We start from the raw sequence: 17929 nt of genomic DNA, 5'->3' as shown, positions 1-17929 counted from the left end.
CGCTCATGCCGCGTTCTCCTTGGTGCCCATGATCTCTTCTTCCATGTCCCAGATCATGTTGAGGATCTCTTCGCGACGGGGCGCGAACTCCTCGTGTTTCTTGACCTGCCGGAGGTCGGCATTCACACCCAGCTCGGCAAAGGGCAGGCGATATTCCTTGTGGATCCGACCGGGCCGTGGCGCCATGACGATCAACCGCTCTCCCAACAGCAGGGCTTCCTCGACGGAGTGGGTGATGAGGATGATGGTCTTGCCGGTTTCCTTCCACAGCTTGAGCACGAGGCTCTGCATCTTTTCACGGGTCAGGGCGTCAAGCGCGCCCAATGGTTCGTCCATCAGGATGACATCCGGGTCGTTGGCAAGGCACCGTGCCAGCGCAACGCGCTGCTGCATCCCGCCCGACAGCTCGTAGACCGCCTTTTCCTTGAAATCCTTGAGGCCGACGACGTCGAGCAGGTGGTTCACCGTCTCGGCCTTCTCCTTTTTCGGCATCCCCTTCATCGACGGGCCAAAGCCGACGTTTTCGCGCACCGACATCCATTCGAACAAGGCCCCCTGCTGGAACACCATGCCGCGCTCGGCATCCGGTCCGGTGATCTTGTGCCCGTTCAGGGTCATCTTGCCGCCCGTCGGGGCGAGAAACCCTGCCACGATGTTCAGCAGGGTGGTCTTTCCGCAGCCCGAGGGGCCCAGCACGCTCAGCAGCTCACCCTCCTGGAGCTCGAGAGACACGTCCTGGAGCGCCTGGACATGACCGCCGCCCGGCAGGTCGAAGCGCATGGAAAGGTTTTCGATGGAAAGTCCGCTCATGGTATCGGCCTTCTGCCCACGTCGGGGCAATGGGGCGGGTCGGCGCCCGCCTCAGTTACATGAATTCAAGCGCAGGCCGGCGCGGCACATCCTGTACCGCGCCGGCTCTTGTGGATCAGGAACCGCTGTTCATCATTTCCTGCGCCGCTTCGAGCGGGGCGGTGTTGACGGCACCTTCGTAGCTGTCCAGCGCGGAGTCGATCGAACCCGCCTCTACGAAGACTTCGGCAACGCCTTTCATGAAGGTGGCCGCGTTGCCGCCCAGCCAGCGCTCGGAAAGCTGCTCTTCGACGGTCGGGAACTTGAAGGTCGAGATCGCCGCGCGGGCCGCCTCAAGGTCCATGCCCGACTGCTCGGCGATCTGGCCCAGCATCTCGTCACTGGGATCCGCCGCCCATTGCGCGTTGGCTTCCGCGGTGACCTGCAGGAACTTCGCCAGTTCCTCGCCGTTTTCAGCGGCATAGGACGCAGGCACCGAGGTCACGTCGAACACCAGGATGCCCAGTTCTTCCTTCTCGTCGCCTGTCAGCAGCACGTTGCCGTATTCCTTCATGCGGGTCAGGCCACCGCCGTAGCCGCAGGCGAAGTCCACGGCACCCTGGCTCAGCGCGGCGGCACCTTCCGGCGGCGCCATGTCGACGATCTGCAGGCTGTCCAGCGGCACGCCGAAGTGGTCCATCTGGCGCAGGAAGCCGTAATGCGCGGCCGTGCCAAGCGGCACCGCGACCTTCTTGCCGGCGAGTTCGGAGGCGCTGTCCTTGGTGATTTCCAGATCGGACTTCACCACGCAGTTGTCATTGTCGGAATAGGACACGGCGACATCGACCACCTGGATGTCCTGCCCGCCGGAGGCCGCGACCACGAAGGGGGGCACGCCCTGGCTGACCGAGATCTGCACGTCACCCGACGCCATCGCGGCGGACATCGCGGTGCCGGTCTCGAACGACACCCAGTTAATCTTCTTGCCCAGCGCTTCCTCGTAGGCGCCGGACGCCTTGGCCGCCAGCATCGGCATCGGCCATTCGAGGAAGTAGGCGACCGTGATCTCGCCGGAATGCGCATCGGCCAGAGCGGCCTGGCCGGTCATCGCCATGACGGCGGCAGCGACAAAGCTGGTTGTGGTCTTATGGATCATTGTAGTCTCCCTTTGGTATCCGAAGCGGACATTGGCTGCCCGTCTTTGGCGTGTGTGGAATTGGCTAGCAGGTCCGATTTGGGCGTCATCCTGCGGAAAAATGCAAGGGATGCATCGCTTCAAAACGGAATTTTTGCTTGTTTTCCCGCCTCTTCCGTTTCTCTTCCACGGCAGGTGACTTTTGCTTGGGCGAAACCGGGCAATCAATTCAGCAAACTCGATTTCGCCATTCGCAATTTCGGAAACCCCCGTGTCATGGGCGATGATCCTGTGGGCGAAAACCGCCAGATCAAACGTCCAACCGCCGGCACTGCATGAGTCCAGATTGCACATCTTGTCGCACGCGACCGCTTGATTTGACCTCGGAGGACGCACCTCTTAACCTGATCTCGTTCAACAGAACTGCTCCGCAGCCTGAAAGGCCAGAAAAATGGTCATATTCTCCGGCAACAGCTATCACCAGTTCAGCGACTGGATACCAGGCGGGCACCAGCTGGTGTCAGACCCCGATACGCCCGATCAGTTCATGTTCCTGCCGACGATGGAGGGGGAACGGGCGATCCGCGTCATCGGAACAGATCTGGTTTTCGATGATGCCGGCTGGCCGGTTTCAGGAACCGTCACCCAAATTGACTATCTCGAGACCGATCTTTCTGCTGTCGCCTCGAACATGACAGGCATGAATTGGGATGCGGCAGAGGTCGCACAGGCGCTGGATGACGCACTTACCCTGACAGGCGATGCCCGCTTCGACGGGCTTGTAGACCTGCTGCGGGTTGAGGATATCGTTCTGAATGCCTCGATGGACTACATCAGATATCAGGGGGCGCTTTACGACCACCTCCCCGACCCACAGTCCATCACGATCATGGGCGGCATGTACGGCGAAATAATCTGGGGCTATCAGACTGGAACGGTGATCTACGGCAACGGTGGCGTCGACAGGCTTGATGGCTCTAACGGCGACGACACGCTCTACGGCGGCGCCAACAACGATTACCTGCGCGGCTTCAGCGGGGACGATGTGCTTTTCGGCGGCCACTGGCGCGACAACCTTCAGGGCGGAAGTGGCAACGATGTCCTGCACGGCGGAAATGACCATGACGGGTTGAGCGGCGGTTCCGGGAATGACCGGCTGCATGGCGGTGCAGGCAACGACATTCTGACAGGCGCTTTCGGTTTCGACACCCTGTACGGCGGCACCGGCAACGACACCCTGCGTGGCGGGGGCAACGCCGATTGGCTTTTTGGCGAGGACGGGAATGACGTCCTCGAAGGATCCGTCGGTTCTGACCGTCTGTACGGTGGCACCGGCGAGGACAGCATCGAGGGGCTCGGTTCTGACGACGCGCTGTTCGGCCAGCAGGGCAATGATCTGGTGTCCGGGAATGATGGCAATGACCGCATTTTTGGCGGCACCGGTCACGATACGTTGGAAGGCAATGACGGGAACGATTTTCTTTCCGGCGATGCGGGGTTCGACAGGCTTGACGGAGGGCTTGGGAACGACAGCCTGATCGGCGGATACAATGCCGACACCTTTATCTTTGCAGACGGTTTCGGGCAGGACACGATCGCCGATTTCGAGGCTCTGAACCCTTTCGAGCGCATCGACCTCAGTGGCGTTACTGCCATCACCAGTTTCGCGGATCTGCACGACAATCACCTTTTCCAGGTTGGCACGGACGCGGTGATCGACACCGGCGAGGGCAGCACCATTACCCTCACCGGCACCGACCTCGGCGACCTGGACGCCTCGGATTTCATCTTCTGACCTCTGCCCCATTAGACACGCCGAAATTCTGGCGCTACCAATGGAGAGGTTCTGGCCCTACTTGATTCTGCGCTCAAGCCGCAGAGAGTTGGGCAGACGTGGCGTGAACCGCCGCGATTTCATTCCGCTCTCCCAGCGACGAAAGGTCTGACCCATGGACGGCAATTTCAACGAAAACGATATCTCCCGCGTTGTCGAAGCGGACCGCGCGCACATCTGGCACCACCTGAGCCAGCACAAGCCCTACGAGACGACCGACCCCCGGATCATCGTCGAAGGCAAGGGGATGCGCGTCTGGGACCAGAAGGGCAAGGAACATATCGATGCCGTGTCGGGCGGCGTCTGGACCGTCAACGTGGGCTATGGCCGCGAACGCATCGCCAATGCGGTCCGTGACCAACTGATCAAGCTCAACTACTTCGCCGGCTCCGCCGGGTCGATCCCCGGCTCGAATTTTGCCGAGATGCTGATCGACAAGATGCCCGGCATGAGCCGCGTCTATTACTGCAACTCCGGCTCGGAAGCGAACGAGAAGGGCTTCAAGATGGTGCGCCAGATCGCGCACAAGCGCTATGGCGGCAAGAAGCACAAGATCCTGTACCGTGATCGCGACTATCACGGTACGACGATCAGCTGCCTGTCCGCCGGCGGTCAGGACGAACGCAATGCGCAGTACGGCCCCTTCACGGACGGGTTCGTGCGTGTGCCGCATTGCCTCGAGTATCGCAGCTTTGAACAGGATGGCGCACCGCAGGAGAACTACGGCGTCTGGGCAGCCGACCAGATCGAAAAGGTGATCCTGGCCGAGGGCCCGGACACCGTGGGCGGCCTGTGTCTGGAGCCGGTGACCGCCGGAGGCGGCGTGATCACGCCCCCCGAAGGCTATTGGGAGCGTGTTCAGGAGATCTGCAAGAAGTATGACGTGCTGCTGCACATCGACGAAGTGGTCTGCGGCGTCGGGCGCACCGGCACCTGGTTCGGCTACCAGCACTACGGCATCAAGCCGGACATGGTGACCATGGCCAAGGGCGTCGCGTCTGGCTACGCGGCGATTGCCTGCCTTGTCACCACCGAGGAGGTGTTCGACATGTTCAAGGACGATGCCACCGATCCGCTGAACTACTTCCGCGACATCTCGACCTTCGGCGGCTGCACCGCCGGGCCGACCGCCGGCATCGAGAACATGAAGATCATCGAGGAAGAGAACCTGCTGCAGAACACGACCGACATGGGGCACTACATGCTGGACGCGCTGCACGCGCTCGCCGACAAGCACGCCGTGATCGGACAGGTCCGCGGCAAGGGGCTGTTCCTTGGTGCCGAACTGGTCGCCGACCGTAGCAGCCGCGAACCGGTGGCGGAAAAGCTGGTGCAGCAGGTGGTGGCCGACTGCATGGGACAAGGTGTCATCATCGGCGCGACCAACCGTTCGCTGCCCGGCAAGAACAACACGCTGTGCTTCTCGCCCGCGCTGATCGCGAAGAAGGACGATATCGACCAGATCGTCGACGCGGTCGATGGTGCGCTGGGACGCGTTTTCGCCTGATCGGGCCGCGCTTCGGCGCTTTCCCGCCAACATCTTCAGAAGGCCGGGCTTGACCCGGCCTTTCGTTTGTCCGACCCATTGGATGTCTTGCCCGAACAAGATGCGTGGCCTGCAAAATGGCTGACTTTCGCCGATCAGCAGATCGGCAGAAATTTGTCTGAACCTTTTGCGATTTGGCTGCGTTAACCCACGAACGACAATTCGGGAGACTACCATGAAAAAGCTTCTTATCGCCATCCCCATGATCGCCGCACTGGCCGCATGCGAACCGGGCGGACCCAATCAGGGCGCGCTGACCGGCGCTGCACTTGGCGCAGCAACCGGCGCAGCCGTGTCCGGCGGCGACGACCGTGTGGCCGGCGCCCTGATCGGCGGCGCTGTCGGCGCAGCGGCCGGCAACTATATCGGCCGTACCCAGGCCGGTGCCTGCGTGTACCAGCGTCCCGACGGTTCGCGCTACACCGCAGCCTGCCCGTAAACCGCGACACCCCTCCAAGGATCGCGATGGCCTCGTCCTCTCAGGACGGGGCCTTTTTCTTGTGCGCGGCGAGCGCCCTGGCGGATGACCGGACGCCGGAAATTACACCGGAAATCGATAAACGAAACCAGAAGTCTCATTTTTAAGTTTACATTGGAGGGCTTGCTCCCTAGCATACAGGGGCTTAATTTTTCATTTCGCACCGCCATAACTCCAGATTGATTGCACATTAAGTCCAATCTAAGGTGCCTTCATGGCTCTTCCGGTCGAAACCTTCTTCCTGCACCCCGACGCGCAGGGCACGCTGCAACAGCAGATACAGCAGATGATTGCCCAAGGCATCCTTTCTGGCCGCTTCCGTCAGGGGGAAAAGCTTCCCTCCACCCGCAGGCTGGCGGCCCATCTCGGCGTCAGCCGGATCACCGTGACAATCGCCTACACCGAACTGCTGGCGAACGACTACCTCTCGTCGAAGGGGCGGTCGGGCTATTTCGTTTCGGCCAACGCGCCCACGCCGCCCAGTTTCGAACCGCTGACCGAGCGACAGGATGCGGTCGACTGGTCCCGCGCCATAGGGCAGAGGTTCAGCGGCGGCGCGGCCATGTCCAAGCCGCAGGACTGGGCCAAGTTCCGCTACCCCTTCATCTATGGCCAGGCGGACCCGACACTTTTCGACCACGCCAACTGGCGACTTTGCGCCTTGCAGGCATTGGGTCAGCGGGATTTCTCGGCGCTGACGACCGACTATTTCGACCGGGACGACCCGCAACTGATCGAATTCATCGCGCGGCACACGTTGCCCCGTCGCGGCATCAACGCCCGACCCGAACAGATCCTGATCACGCTGGGCGCACAGAACGCGCTTTGGCTGACAACGCAGGTTCTGCTGACCCAGCGCAGAAGGGCCGCGCTCGAAGATCCCTGCTATCCCGCACTGCGCGACATCCTGTCCCAGTCACGCTGTCACATGACGCCGGTCCGGGTGGACGCGGACGGCATCCCACCCGAGTCTATCCCGCCGGATACCGACGTCATCTTCACGACGCCGAGCCACCAATGCCCCACCAATGCGACGATGCCGATGGAACGGCGTCACGCCCTGCTGAACAGGGCGGGGGAAATGAACGCGCTGATCGTCGAAGACGACTACGAATTCGAGATGTCGTTCCTGAAGTCGCCCTCGCCCGCGCTGAAATCGCTCGATACCGACGGCAGGGTGATTTACGTCGGCAGCTTCTCCAAGTCGCTGTTTCCGGGGCTCCGGCTCGGCTACCTCGTGGGGTCGGAACCGTTCATCAAGGAAGCGCGCGCCCTTCGCGCCTCCGTCCTGCGGCATCCGCCCGGACACATCCAGCGGACTGCCGCCTATTTCCTGTCACTCGGCCACTACGACGCCCTGATCCGACGCATGGGCAGCGCCCTGCAGGACAGGCGTGCCGTGATGGAAAAGGCCCTGGCCGCCCACGATCTGCGGATTTCCGGCCGGGGGTATTACGGCGGATCGTCGTTCTGGATGCGCGCACCCGACGGGGTCGACACCGATGCTCTGGCCCGCCGGCTGCACGGCAAGGGCGTGCTGATCGAACCGGGACGCCCGTTCTTCGCAGGCTCTCACCAGCCGACCAACTACTATCGCCTTGCCTATTCCTCGATCCCCAGCAGCAGGATCGCGGACGGGGTTGGCCTGATCGCAAGGGAAATCCGCGACTTCGGATGAATTGGCATTAGGAGGCTGTGGATTTTGGCCCTAACAGTCCCGACCCCGGCCCCCTACTGTGACGTCAAAGCCCGAGAATCGTCGGGCTCAACAGATATTAAGGATCTCCGCTCATGAAAATGACGACCGAAGAAGCATTCGTAAAAGTTCTCCAGCGTCATGGTATCGACAACGCGTTCGGGATCATCGGCTCCGCGATGATGCCGATCTCCGACCTTTTCCCGAAGGCCGGGATCATGTTCTGGGATTGTGCCCACGAAGGGTCCGCCGGGATGATGGCCGACGGCTACACCCGCGCGACCGGAAAAATGTCGATGATGATCGCGCAGAACGGTCCCGGGATCACCAACTTCGTCACGGCGGTGAAAACCGCGTACTGGAACCACACGCCGCTGCTGCTGGTCACGCCGCAGGCCGCCAACAAGACCATCGGCCAGGGCGGCTTTCAGGAAGTCGAACAGATGAAGCTGTTCGAAGACATGGTCGCCTACCAGGAAGAGGTGCGCGATCCGTCCCGCGTGGCAGAGGTGCTGACCCGCGTCATCGCCAAGGCAAAGCGCCTGTCGGGCCCGGCGCAACTGAACATCCCGCGCGATTTCTGGACCCAGGTCGTCGATATCGAGATTCCCGAACCGGTGGAATTCGAACAGTCTCCCGGCGGCGAAAGCTCGGTCGCCGCAGCGGCCAAGCTGCTGTCCGAAGCCAAGAACCCCGTGATCCTGAACGGCGCGGGCGTTGTCCTGTCGGCCGGCGGCATCGAGGCATCCAAGGCCCTGGCCGAACGGCTGGATGCGCCGGTCTGCGTCGGCTACCAGCACAACGACGCCTTCCCCGGATCGCACCCGCTGTTCGCGGGTCCGCTGGGCTACAACGGGTCGAAAGCCGGCATGGAACTGATCAAGGACGCCGACGTCGTTCTGTGCCTCGGCACCCGGCTGAACCCCTTCTCCACCCTGCCCGGCTACGGCATGGAATACTGGCCCAAGGACGCCAAGATCATCCAGGTGGACATCAACGCCGATCGCATCGGTTTGACCAAGAAGGTAACGGTCGGCATCGTGGGCGATGCCGCGAAGGTGGCAAAGGGCATCCTGAACCAGCTGTCGGACGATGCGGGGGACGCAGGCCGCGAGGACCGCAAGGCGCGCATCGCCAAGGCCAAGTCCACATGGGCGCAGCAGCTGTCGTCGATGGACCACGAGGAAGACGATCCCGGCACCACCTGGAACGAGCGTGCGCGCAAGGACAAGCCGGACTGGATGTCGCCCCGCATGGCGTGGCGCGCGATCCAGCAGGCCCTGCCGCGCGAGGCGATCATCAGTTCCGACATCGGCAACAACTGCGCCATCGGCAACGCCTATCCGGACTTTGACGCGGGTCGCAAGTACCTGGCGCCCGGCCTGTTCGGCCCCTGCGGATACGGCCTGCCCGCCATCGTGGGCGCCAAGATCGGCTGCCCCGATGTCCCGGTCGTCGGCTTTGCGGGTGATGGCGCCTTTGGCATCGCGGTCAACGAACTGACCGCCATCGGCCGCGGCGAGTGGCCGGCGGTGACGCAGATCGTCTTCCGCAACTACCAGTGGGGTGCGGAGAAGCGGAACTCGACCCTGTGGTTCGACGACAACTTCGTCGGCACCGAACTGGATACCGAGGTGTCCTACGCGGGCATCGCGAAGGCTTGCGGGCTCGAGGGTGTCGCGGTGCGCACCATGGACGAGCTGACAGCGGCGCTGAACAAGGCGATCGACGATCAGATGAACAACGGCAAGACCACGTTGATCGAGGTCATGCTCAACCAGGAACTGGGCGAACCTTTCCGCCGCGACGCCATGAAGAAGCCCGTGTCGGTCGCCGGGATCAGCAAGGACGACATGGTCCCGCAGGCGGGTGCCTGATCACGGTGTACATGCCGCATAACCCGGAGGGCGGAACGTGAGCCTGCTGCAAGAACTGCGGCAGCGCGCCGCGGCCCGCCCCGCCCACATCGTCCTGAGCGAAGGCCACGATCCCCGGATCGTGGCCGGCGCCATTGCCGCTGTCGAAGCCGGCATCGCGCGGGTCACGCTGGTGGGCCCGACAGCGCAGGTCGAGGAAATGCTGGCCGGGGCCGGTTCGCGGCCCGACGGGATCGAAATCGCCGATCCGGCCACATCGCCGATGACCGAGGACTTCGCGCAGAACTATTTCGACCTGCGAAAGCACAAGAACATCAGCGAGGACGTGGCGCGCATCCAAGCCCGCGACCCCCTGATCTTTGCCGCCCTGATGGTGCGTGCAGGGCGCGCCGACGGCTCCGTCGGTGGTGCCGTCGCCACCACTTCGGACACCGTGCGCGCGGCACTTCAGGTCATCGGCAAGGCCGCTGACGCCCCCATCGTGTCCAGTTTCTTCGTGATGGCACTGCCAAAGGATCACCCCTCGGGACGACGCGGGATGATCTTTGCCGACTGCGGCCTCGTGATCGAGCCGGACGCCGCAGAGCTTGCCGCCATCGCGGCGGCCTCCGCGGACTCCTGCCAGCAGCTTCTGGGTGAAAGTCCCAAGGTCGCGCTGTTGTCGTTTTCCACGATGGGCAGCGCGCGGCATGCGGCGGTGACCAAGGTGACCGATGCTCTCGAGATCCTCAAACGCGATCATCCGGACCTCGACGCGGACGGAGAACTGCAGTTCGACGCGGCATTCGTGCCGCAGGTCGCGGCGTCCAAGGCACCGGAGTCGGCCGTTGCGGGCCAGGCCAACGTGATGGTCTTTCCCGATCTCGACGCGGGCAATATCGGCTACAAGATCGCGCAGCGCATCGGCGGCTGCGATGCCATCGGCCCGGTTCTTCAGGGCCTCGCCAAGCCAGCCAACGACCTGTCGCGCGGCTGCACCGCACAGGATGTGACCGACATGATCGCCGTCACCGTGCTGCAAGCCGGTGCGGCAGGTGCCTGACCTGTGGTCCGCCCTTCCGCTCTCCCCGACCGATACGGTCCTGCTGTTCGCCATCGTGCTGGCGGCCGGGCTGGTGCGCGGCTTTGCGGGGTTCGCGCTGTCGGCGCTTGTCATGGCGGCAGCAGCGAGCTTCATCGCGCCCGTGTTGCTGATTCCGATCCTGTGGTTTCAGGAAATGGCGGCAAGCCTGCTGATGGCCCGAGGCGGCTGGAGGGAGGCGAACAGGCTGCGCGCCGGTCTTCTCGTGGCAGGCAACTGGGCCGGCTGGCCGCTCGGCCTGTGGCTGACCGTCAGCCTGCCTGCGACCACGTCTGCCCGGATCGCGCTGGTGTTGATCCTCGTCCTGGCCGCGCTGCAGCTTCTGCGCGTCAACATTCCCGCGCTTGCGACACGCTGGGGCACGCTGATGGCCGGCGTGGTTGCGGGCATCGCGTCGGGCGTTGCCCATGTGGGCGGCATGGTCGTCGCGCTCTACGTTCTCAGCCAGAACGACACCGCGCGGTCGATGCGCGGAACGCTGGTGCTCTACCTGTTTCTCGGCTCGCTGGGGTCGCTCGTGTACCTGCTGGGCTTCGGGGTGATGACCCCTGCCGCCGCGAAGGGGGCGTTGTTTCTCCTTCCCGTGACGCTGCTGGGTGTCTGGCTGGGATCGAAGCTCTTCAACCCACGATGGGAACCCTACTACAAGCCCTTCTGCCTCAGCCTGTTGATCGGGCTGGCGGCGCTGTCGCTGATACGCAGCCTGATCTGACCCCGAAAGGACCCCAGTGATGAACCAGCCCAAGCTGAACCTGAGCCCGAAAGTGTCGGATGAGGTCCGCAAGACGACCTGCTACATGTGCGCCTGCCGCTGCGGCATCAATGTTCACCTCAAGGAGGGAAAGGTCGCCTACATCGAGGGCAACCGCGATCACCCGGTCAACCAGGGCGTGCTGTGCGCCAAGGGATCGGCGGGGATCATGCAGCACAACGCACCGTCGCGCCTGCGCGCCCCGCTGAAGCGCGTCGGCCCCCGCGGCTCGGGCGAGTTCGAGGAGATCTCGTGGGACGAAGCCTACGAGATCGCCGCGACATGGCTCCGCCCGATCCGCGAGAAGAACCCCGAGAAGCTGGCCTTCTTCACGGGCCGCGACCAGTCGCAAAGCTTCACCTCGCTCTGGGCGCAGGCCTTCGGGACACCGAACTACGCCGCGCACGGCGGTTTCTGTTCGGTCAACATGGCGGCGGCGGGAATCTACACGATGGGGGGCGCCTTCTGGGAATTCGGGCAGCCCGACTGGGACCACACCAAGCTTTTCATGCTGTTCGGCGTGGCCGAGGATCACGATAGCAATCCGATCAAGATGGGCATCGGAAAGATCAAGGGGCGCGGCGCGCGGGTGATCGGGGTCAACCCGATCCGCACCGGGTACAATGCCGTGGCCGACGACTGGGTCGGAATCACGCCGGGCACAGACGGGCTGTTCATTCTGTCGATGATCCACTGCCTGATGAAGGCCGGCAAGATCGACCTGACATACCTCGCGCAATATACCGACGCCCCGGTGCTGGTGAACGGTGACGAAAAATCACCCGAATACGGTCTCTACCTGCGCGACGAGGACGGCAAGCAGCTGGTCATCGATCGGGTCACCAAGAAACTGACGCCTTTCGATCAGCCGGGCGTGAAGCCCGACCTATCCGCGACGCACCGGGCCAAGGGGGTCACCCACAGACCCGTTTTCCACAAGATGGCCGAGATGTATCTCGGCGATGAATACGCCCCCGAAAAGGTGGCGGAGCGCTGCGGCATCCCTGCGAAGCGTATTCGCGCGATTGCCGCCGAACTGGCACGCGTTGCCTTTGACGAGGCCTTCGAACTGGACCACCAGTGGACGGACTTCCGGGGCGAGACCCACGACAAGATGGTGGGCCGCCCGGTCAGTTTTCACGCGATGCGTGGCATCTCGGCCCACGCCAACGGCTTCCAGACCTGCCGCGCGCTTCACGTGCTTCAGATCATCCTGGGCACGGTCGAGGTGCCCGGCGGCTTCCGGTTCAAGCCCCCCTATCCCAAGCCGGCGACGGCACACCCCAAGCCGCACGTCGGCATGACACCGGGCGGCCCCCTGAACGGTCCGCACCTGGGTTTCGTCCACGGCCCTGCCGATCTGGCGCTCAAGCCTGACGGTACGCCCGCCCGCATCGACAAGGCGTTCACGTGGGAAAACCCAATGTCTGCCCACGGGCTGATGCACATGGTGATTTCCAACGCTTATGCAGGCGATCCCTACAAGATCGACACGCTCTTCATGTACATGGCCAACATGTCCTGGAATTCGTCGATGAACACCGGTGGCGTCATGGAGATGCTGACCGACACCGATGAGAACGGCGACTACGTGATCCCGCATATCATCTACTCGGACGCCTACAGCTCGGAAATGGTGGCCTATGCCGACCTGATCCTGCCCGATACGACCTACCTTGAACGCCACGACTGCATCTCGCTGCTGGATCGGCCCATCTGCGAGGCGGACGCGGCAGCCGATGCCATCCGCTGGCCGGTCGTGACACCGGACCGGAACGTGAAGGGGTTCCAGTCCGCGCTGTGCGATCTCGGCGCAAAGCTGGGTTTGCCCGGCTTCGTGAACGAGGATGGCAGCCAGAAATACGCGGATTATGCGGATTACATCGTCAACCACGAACGCCGGCCGGGCATCGGGCCGCTGGCCGGATGGCGGATGGGGGATCGCGGTCTGCAGCACGGCCGCGGCGGACCGAACGAAGGCCAGCTTGACAGCTATATCAAGAACGGCGGTTTCTTTGCCGCGCACATCCCCGACGGCGCCAACTACTACAAGCCGTGGAACCGGGCCTACCAGCAGTGGGCGGTCGAGATGGGCCTCTACGACAGTCCGCAGCCCTACCTCTTCTCGCTCTATGTCGAACCGCTGCGAAAATTCCAGCTTGCCGCCGAAGGTCACGGCGAAAGGCAGCCGCCCGAACATCTGCGCGAGCGGATCAAGGCGACCATGTCGCCACTGCCGATCTGGTACGAGACCGATCAGCAAGGCAATGATGGCTATACCATCAATGCGCTGACCCAGAGGCCCATGGCCATGTACCATTCCTGGGGCAGCCAGAACGCGTGGCTGCGCCAGTTGCATGGGCACAACCCGCTGTACCTGCCGACCAAGCTGATGCGGCGGCACGACCTTGCGGACGGCGATTGGGCAAGGGTCAGTTCCCCGCATGGCGCGATCACGGTGCCGGTCATGGAGATGGCGGCGCTGAACGAGAATACCGTCTGGACCTGGAACGCCATCGGCAAGCGAAAGGGGGCCTGGGCCCTCGACAAGGACGCGCCGGAGGCGACCAGAGGCTTCTTGCTGAACCACCTGATCCACGAGCTTCTGCCGCCCAAGGGCGACGGACTGCGCTGGGCCAATTCCGACCCGATCACGGGACAGGCCGCATGGTTCGATCTCAAGGTGAAGATCGAGAAAGCCGCCGCCCCCGCGGAGGCAAAACCGGAATATCCCCCGCTGAAATCTCCGGTCCCGGAAGCGCCAGAGAACCTGGCCTGGAAGGTGGGCAAATGACGGAACGCAAGCCGCGACAGACATCCAGCCGGAGCCATACGCCGGTTCCGGCACGACACAGAAAGGGCATCGCATGACGTCTCTCCCCGAACGCACCGAGAAGAAGCTCGGCCTTGTCATCGACCTCGATACCTGCGTCGGCTGCCACGCCTGCGTGATTTCCTGCAAGGGCTGGAACACCGAGAACTACGGCGCCCCGCTGAGCGATCAGGACGCCTATGGCGGCGATCCGTCGGGCACGTTCCTCAACCGGGTCCACAGCTACGAGGTGCAGCCCGAGGAAGGTCATGCCCAGCTGATCCATTTTCCCAAGTCTTGCCTGCATTGCGAGGACGCGCCCTGCGTCACCGTCTGCCCCACCGGCGCCAGCTACAAGCGTGTCGAGGACGGGATCGTTCTGGTGAACGAAAGCGACTGTATCGGCTGCGGTCTGTGCGCCTGGGCCTGCCCCTATGGCGCGCGGGAAATGGACGCGGAAGAAAAGGTCATGAAGAAGTGCACGCTCTGCGTCGACCGGATCTACAACGAGAACCTCCCGGAAGTGGATCGTACCCCCGCCTGCGTGCGCACCTGCCCGGCGGGCGCGCGCCACTTCGGCGACCTCGGTGATCCGGAAAGCGCGGTCAGCCGGCTCGTTGCCGAACGCGGTGGCGTCGATCTGATGCCGGAACAGGGCACCAAGCCCGTGAACAAGTACCTGCCGCCCCGGCCCAAGGACAAGATGCCCGAGATCGACATTCTCGCCCCCTATCTGGAGCCTGTCGCGGAAGAGCCGAAAGGCTTTCTGGGCTGGCTTGACAAGGCACTGGAGAAACTCTGATGCATCCCGCACCCTCCGTCATCGCGTTTTCGACTTTCTCGGGCCTGGGTTTCGGGCTCCTGTTCTGGCTGGGCTTCGGGGTTCCCGCTGTCAGTGGCTGGTCTGCCTTCGCCTTCTTCACGGTTGCGTACCTGCTCGCTGTGGGCGGGCTCATCGCGTCCACCTTTCACCTCGGGCGGCCGGAACGCGCGCTCAAGGCGTTCCGCCAATGGCGCTCAAGCTGGCTCAGCCGCGAAGGTGTCTGCTCCGTCGCCGCGCTGATCGTCATGGCGATCTATGGCGCGGGTCTGGTGTTCTTCGATTCCGCCTGGCAGCCGGTCGGGATCGTCGGCGCGATCCTTTCGCTGGTGACGGTCTTCACGACCGCGATGATCTACACCCAGATCAAGGCTGTTCCGCGCTGGCACCTGCCGGTCACACCCGCGTACTTCCTGTCGCTGGCGCTGGCGGGCGGTGCGCTGCTGGCGGGTCAGATCACCTGGGGCATCGTGCTGCTGATCCTGTCAGGCATCATCCAGATCGCGACATGGCTGTTGGGCGACAGGGCGCTGGCGGCGTCCGGGACCGACATGGCCAGCGCCACCCGGCTCGGCAACATCGGCAAGGTCCGCGCCTTCGAGCCGCCGCACACCGGCACCAACTATCTGCTTCGCGAGTTCGTCTTCCAGATCGGACGCAAGCACGCACAAAAGCTGCGCGTGATCTCCTTCGGACTGATGATCGTTCTGCCCGTGCTGCTGCTGTTGCTGCCGTTCAGCCACTTTCTTGCGGTGATCGCAGTGCTGGCGCATGTCGCGGGTGTGCTGGCATCCCGGTGGCTCTTCTTTGCCGAGGCCGAGCATGTCGTCGGCCTCTACTACGGCAAGCGCTGAGGCACGGCTTCCGCTTCAGGCTGTCAGGGGCAGCCGACGCTCCACCACGCGGGCCATGATCGACGCGCCCACAGGCAGGATGGAAGTGTCCAGCACGTAGCCGGGATTGTGCAGCCCCACGGTTCCAGCGTGACCGACGGTGCAATAGGCACCGGGAATGACCCGCAGCATGTCCGCGAAATCCTCGGAGCCGGTCACCGGTGGCGCCTCGCGGTCGAGATTGTCTTCGCCCACGATGTCGCCTGCCGCCTGCATGTAGACGTCCGACAGTTCATCGTCATTCATCAACACGTCAAAGACATTGCGGAGATCCAGCGCGACCTCGACCCCGTGCATCACGGCCATGCCGTCGCAGATCGCCTGCATCCGGTCGGCCGCCAGCCGGTACATCTCGTCGTTGAAATACCGGATCGTCCCCGCGAGACGCGCCGTGTCCGGCACGATATTGTAGGCCGACCCCGCGTGCAGTTCCGTCACCGAAAGGACCAGCACCTCGTGCGGTGGAATGTTGCGGCTCAGGATGGTTTGCAGTTCGCAGGCCAGCGAGGCCCCGATGACCAGGCTGTCCTTGCTGTCACTGGGCCGTGCGGCGTGGCTGCCCTTGCCCTTGATCGCGATATCGAAGAAGGCCGCACCGGCCATCGCGGCCCCCTTGCAGATGCCGACTTTGCCGGGCTTGCCGTTCGGCGTGTTGTGCATGCCGAAAATCTCGTCGCAGGGGAACTGCTCGAACAGACCGTCCGCCAGCATCTGCCGCGCACCGCCCAGACCCTCTTCGGCGGGTTGGAACACGACCACCGCAGTCCCGTCAAAGTCGCGGGTCGCCGCAAGATGTTTCGCGGCCCCCAGCAGCATCGTGGTATGGCTGTCGTGGCCGCAGGCGTGCATGACCCCCGGCACGGTCGACGCATAGCCGAGATCCGTTTCCTCGTGGATCGGCAGCGCATCCATGTCGGCCCGCAGGCCCACGCGGCGGTTCCCCTGCCCCTTGCCCCGGATCAGCCCGACCACCCCGGTCTTGCCAAGCCCGGTATGCACCTCGTCCACCCCGTATTCGCGCAGCTTGTCAGCCACGATGCCGCTGGTGCGCACCTCGGTGAAACCGATTTCCGGGTGGGCATGCAGGTCGCGAAAGATCGCGTCCAGTTCGTCCCGGCTTTCGGCGATGGTGGGCAGGATGTTCATGGGGGTGCTCCGGTGCGCGTTGATATCGGAAGCACCCTACGCCCGCTTGCGAGGGAAGTGTAGGGTGAGCATCGCCCACCCCACATGCGGTCAGTTCAGCAGGCCCGCGTGACGCAGACCATCATCCACCAGCGCCTTGGTGCTGTCCGAAAGACCGGTCAGCGGCAGGCGCACCTCCTCGCTGCACAGGTCGAGCCTGGACATCGCGTATTTCACGCCGACGAGGCCCGGCTCGGTAAAGATCGCCCGGTGCAGCGGCATCAGCCGATCCTGGATTTCCAGTGCCCTGGCGTAATCCCAATCGGCGCAGGCCGCCTGCATCTCGCTGATCATCCGGGGCGCGACATTGGCCGTGACCGAGATGCAGCCCACCCCGCCCTGCGCGTTGAAACCGTGCGCGGTACCGTCCTCGCCGGACAGCTGGATGAAATCCTTGCCGCAGGTGATGCGCTGCGCGCTGACGCGCGCCAGATCGCCGGTCGCGTCCTTGACCCCGATGATCCGTGGCAGGCGGGCGAGTTCGCCCATCGTGTCCGGGGACATGTCGACCACGGAACGCGGCGGGATGTTGTAGATGATGATGGGCAGTTCGCAGCAATCGTGCACCGCGGTGAAATGCGCGATCAATCCCCGTTGCGTCGGCTTGTTGTAGTAGGGTGTCACCACCAGCAGCGCATCGGCGCCGACTTCCTCTGCATGCCGCGCCAGGCGGATCGCCTCGACGGTGCTGTTCGAACCGGCACCTGCGATGACCGGAATGCGACCGTCGGCGGCTTTCACGACCTCTTCGATCACCTGCTCATGCTCGCGGTGGGTCAGCGTGGGGGATTCGCCCGTGGTGCCCACGGGGACAAGGCCATTGGAGCCTTCACCGATATGCCATTCCACGAGTTTCTTGAGCGTTTCCAGATCCAGCTCGCCGTTCCTGAACGGCGTGACGAGGGCAGGCAGAGAGCCTTTGAACATGTGCACGCTCCTTTTTGTGCTGGCCGGCGGACTGCCGGACTGGAAATCAAATGCAGGGCACAGCCACGTGATTTGCACTCGTTGACTCATGCCATATGGTGCAAG

General features: G+C 63.5%; 15 protein-coding genes. 11 read left to right on the top strand and 4 right to left on the bottom strand.

What is annotated here, in order from left to right:
- Positions 1 to 3: 3 nt before the first annotated feature.
- Both BOO69_RS01285 and BOO69_RS01280 read right to left on the bottom strand, forming a co-directional pair.
- Entirely contained in the window at positions 4 to 810 is an 807-nt protein-coding gene (locus BOO69_RS01285) for a taurine ABC transporter ATP-binding protein (protein ID WP_071969592.1), read from the bottom strand.
- A gap of 115 nt (positions 811 to 925) precedes the next feature.
- Positions 926 to 1945 carry a taurine ABC transporter substrate-binding protein gene (locus BOO69_RS01280; RefSeq protein ID WP_071969590.1) on the bottom strand — a complete coding sequence of 340 codons (1020 nt, stop codon included), beginning with the start codon at positions 1943 to 1945 and terminating at the stop codon, positions 926 to 928.
- Positions 1946 to 2023: 78 nt separating this feature from the next.
- Between BOO69_RS01280 and BOO69_RS22925 the strand changes: the two genes are divergently transcribed.
- The 11 genes from BOO69_RS22925 to BOO69_RS01230 all read left to right on the top strand — a co-directional run bounded on the left by BOO69_RS22925 (position 2024) and on the right by BOO69_RS01230 (position 15673).
- Positions 2024 to 2263, top strand: a complete 240-nt coding sequence (locus tag BOO69_RS22925) for a hypothetical protein (protein ID WP_156874838.1) — start codon at positions 2024 to 2026, stop codon at positions 2261 to 2263.
- A gap of 112 nt (positions 2264 to 2375) precedes the next feature.
- Positions 2376 to 3719 carry a calcium-binding protein gene (locus BOO69_RS01275; protein WP_071969588.1) on the top strand — a complete coding sequence of 448 codons (1344 nt, stop codon included), beginning with the start codon at positions 2376 to 2378 and terminating at the stop codon, positions 3717 to 3719.
- Positions 3720 to 3873: 154 nt separating this feature from the next.
- A complete protein-coding gene (locus BOO69_RS01270) occupies positions 3874 to 5265 on the top strand; it encodes an aminotransferase family protein (protein ID WP_071969586.1) in 1392 nt (463 codons plus the stop codon).
- 214 nt (positions 5266 to 5479) lie between these two features.
- Complete coding sequence (locus BOO69_RS01265; RefSeq protein WP_071969584.1) at positions 5480 to 5743, top strand: glycine zipper 2TM domain-containing protein; 264 nt, start codon at positions 5480 to 5482, stop codon at positions 5741 to 5743.
- Positions 5744 to 5996: 253 nt separating this feature from the next.
- Positions 5997 to 7460 (top strand): MocR-like pyridoxine biosynthesis transcription factor PdxR, encoded by a 1464-nt coding sequence (gene pdxR, locus BOO69_RS01260; RefSeq protein WP_071969582.1) that lies wholly within the window; start codon positions 5997 to 5999, stop codon positions 7458 to 7460.
- A gap of 113 nt (positions 7461 to 7573) precedes the next feature.
- Positions 7574 to 9355 (top strand): sulfoacetaldehyde acetyltransferase, encoded by a 1782-nt coding sequence (gene xsc, locus BOO69_RS01255; protein WP_071969580.1) that lies wholly within the window; start codon positions 7574 to 7576, stop codon positions 9353 to 9355.
- Between the two features lie 37 nt (positions 9356 to 9392).
- Positions 9393 to 10397, top strand: coding sequence for a phosphate acetyltransferase (gene pta, locus BOO69_RS01250; RefSeq protein WP_071969578.1), 1005 nt, complete (start codon positions 9393 to 9395; stop codon positions 10395 to 10397).
- Complete coding sequence (locus tag BOO69_RS01245; RefSeq protein ID WP_237267534.1) at positions 10390 to 11148, top strand: sulfite exporter TauE/SafE family protein; 759 nt, start codon at positions 10390 to 10392, stop codon at positions 11146 to 11148. Before pta ends, BOO69_RS01245 begins: the two co-directional genes overlap by 8 nt.
- Positions 11149 to 11167: 19 nt before the next feature.
- Positions 11168 to 13981, top strand: a complete 2814-nt coding sequence (locus tag BOO69_RS01240) for a molybdopterin oxidoreductase family protein (RefSeq protein ID WP_071969576.1) — start codon at positions 11168 to 11170, stop codon at positions 13979 to 13981.
- Positions 13982 to 14054: 73 nt separating this feature from the next.
- Positions 14055 to 14801: a 4Fe-4S dicluster domain-containing protein gene (locus BOO69_RS01235; RefSeq protein WP_071969574.1), complete on the top strand. Its 747-nt coding sequence runs from the start codon at positions 14055 to 14057 to the stop codon at positions 14799 to 14801.
- Positions 14801 to 15673 (top strand): dimethyl sulfoxide reductase anchor subunit family protein, encoded by an 873-nt coding sequence (locus tag BOO69_RS01230; protein WP_071969572.1) that lies wholly within the window; start codon positions 14801 to 14803, stop codon positions 15671 to 15673. The genes BOO69_RS01235 and BOO69_RS01230 overlap by 1 nt, the downstream gene beginning before the upstream one ends.
- A 15-nt stretch (positions 15674 to 15688) precedes the next feature.
- Here the strand turns inward: BOO69_RS01230 and BOO69_RS01225 are convergent, their stop codons facing one another.
- Both BOO69_RS01225 and dapA read right to left on the bottom strand, forming a co-directional pair.
- Positions 15689 to 16858, bottom strand: coding sequence for a M20 aminoacylase family protein (locus BOO69_RS01225; protein WP_071969570.1), 1170 nt, complete (start codon positions 16856 to 16858; stop codon positions 15689 to 15691).
- Between the two features lie 90 nt (positions 16859 to 16948).
- Complete coding sequence (gene dapA, locus BOO69_RS01220; RefSeq protein ID WP_071969568.1) at positions 16949 to 17824, bottom strand: 4-hydroxy-tetrahydrodipicolinate synthase; 876 nt, start codon at positions 17822 to 17824, stop codon at positions 16949 to 16951.
- Between the last annotated feature and the right edge of the window lie 105 nt (positions 17825 to 17929).

It is taken from the genome of Sulfitobacter alexandrii, from assembly GCF_001886735.1.
Lineage (GTDB): Bacteria > Pseudomonadota > Alphaproteobacteria > Rhodobacterales > Rhodobacteraceae > Sulfitobacter > Sulfitobacter alexandrii.
This window is presented reverse-complemented; position numbering and strand designations above follow the sequence as displayed.

Coding starts and splice junctions, on each gene's coding strand:
- BOO69_RS01285 (WP_071969592.1), bottom strand. CDS start 810: ATGAGCGGACTTTCCATCGAAAACCTTTCCATGCGCTTCGACCTGCCG.
- BOO69_RS01280 (WP_071969590.1), bottom strand. CDS start 1,945: ATGATCCATAAGACCACAACCAGCTTTGTCGCTGCCGCCGTCATGGCG.
- BOO69_RS01275 (WP_071969588.1), top strand. CDS start 2,376: ATGGTCATATTCTCCGGCAACAGCTATCACCAGTTCAGCGACTGGATA.
- BOO69_RS01270 (WP_071969586.1), top strand. CDS start 3,874: ATGGACGGCAATTTCAACGAAAACGATATCTCCCGCGTTGTCGAAGCG.
- BOO69_RS01265 (WP_071969584.1), top strand. CDS start 5,480: ATGAAAAAGCTTCTTATCGCCATCCCCATGATCGCCGCACTGGCCGCA.
- pdxR (WP_071969582.1), top strand. CDS start 5,997: ATGGCTCTTCCGGTCGAAACCTTCTTCCTGCACCCCGACGCGCAGGGC.
- xsc (WP_071969580.1), top strand. CDS start 7,574: ATGAAAATGACGACCGAAGAAGCATTCGTAAAAGTTCTCCAGCGTCAT.
- BOO69_RS01240 (WP_071969576.1), top strand. CDS start 11,168: ATGAACCAGCCCAAGCTGAACCTGAGCCCGAAAGTGTCGGATGAGGTC.
- BOO69_RS01235 (WP_071969574.1), top strand. CDS start 14,055: ATGACGTCTCTCCCCGAACGCACCGAGAAGAAGCTCGGCCTTGTCATC.
- BOO69_RS01230 (WP_071969572.1), top strand. CDS start 14,801: ATGCATCCCGCACCCTCCGTCATCGCGTTTTCGACTTTCTCGGGCCTG.
- BOO69_RS01225 (WP_071969570.1), bottom strand. CDS start 16,858: ATGAACATCCTGCCCACCATCGCCGAAAGCCGGGACGAACTGGACGCG.
- dapA (WP_071969568.1), bottom strand. CDS start 17,824: ATGTTCAAAGGCTCTCTGCCTGCCCTCGTCACGCCGTTCAGGAACGGC.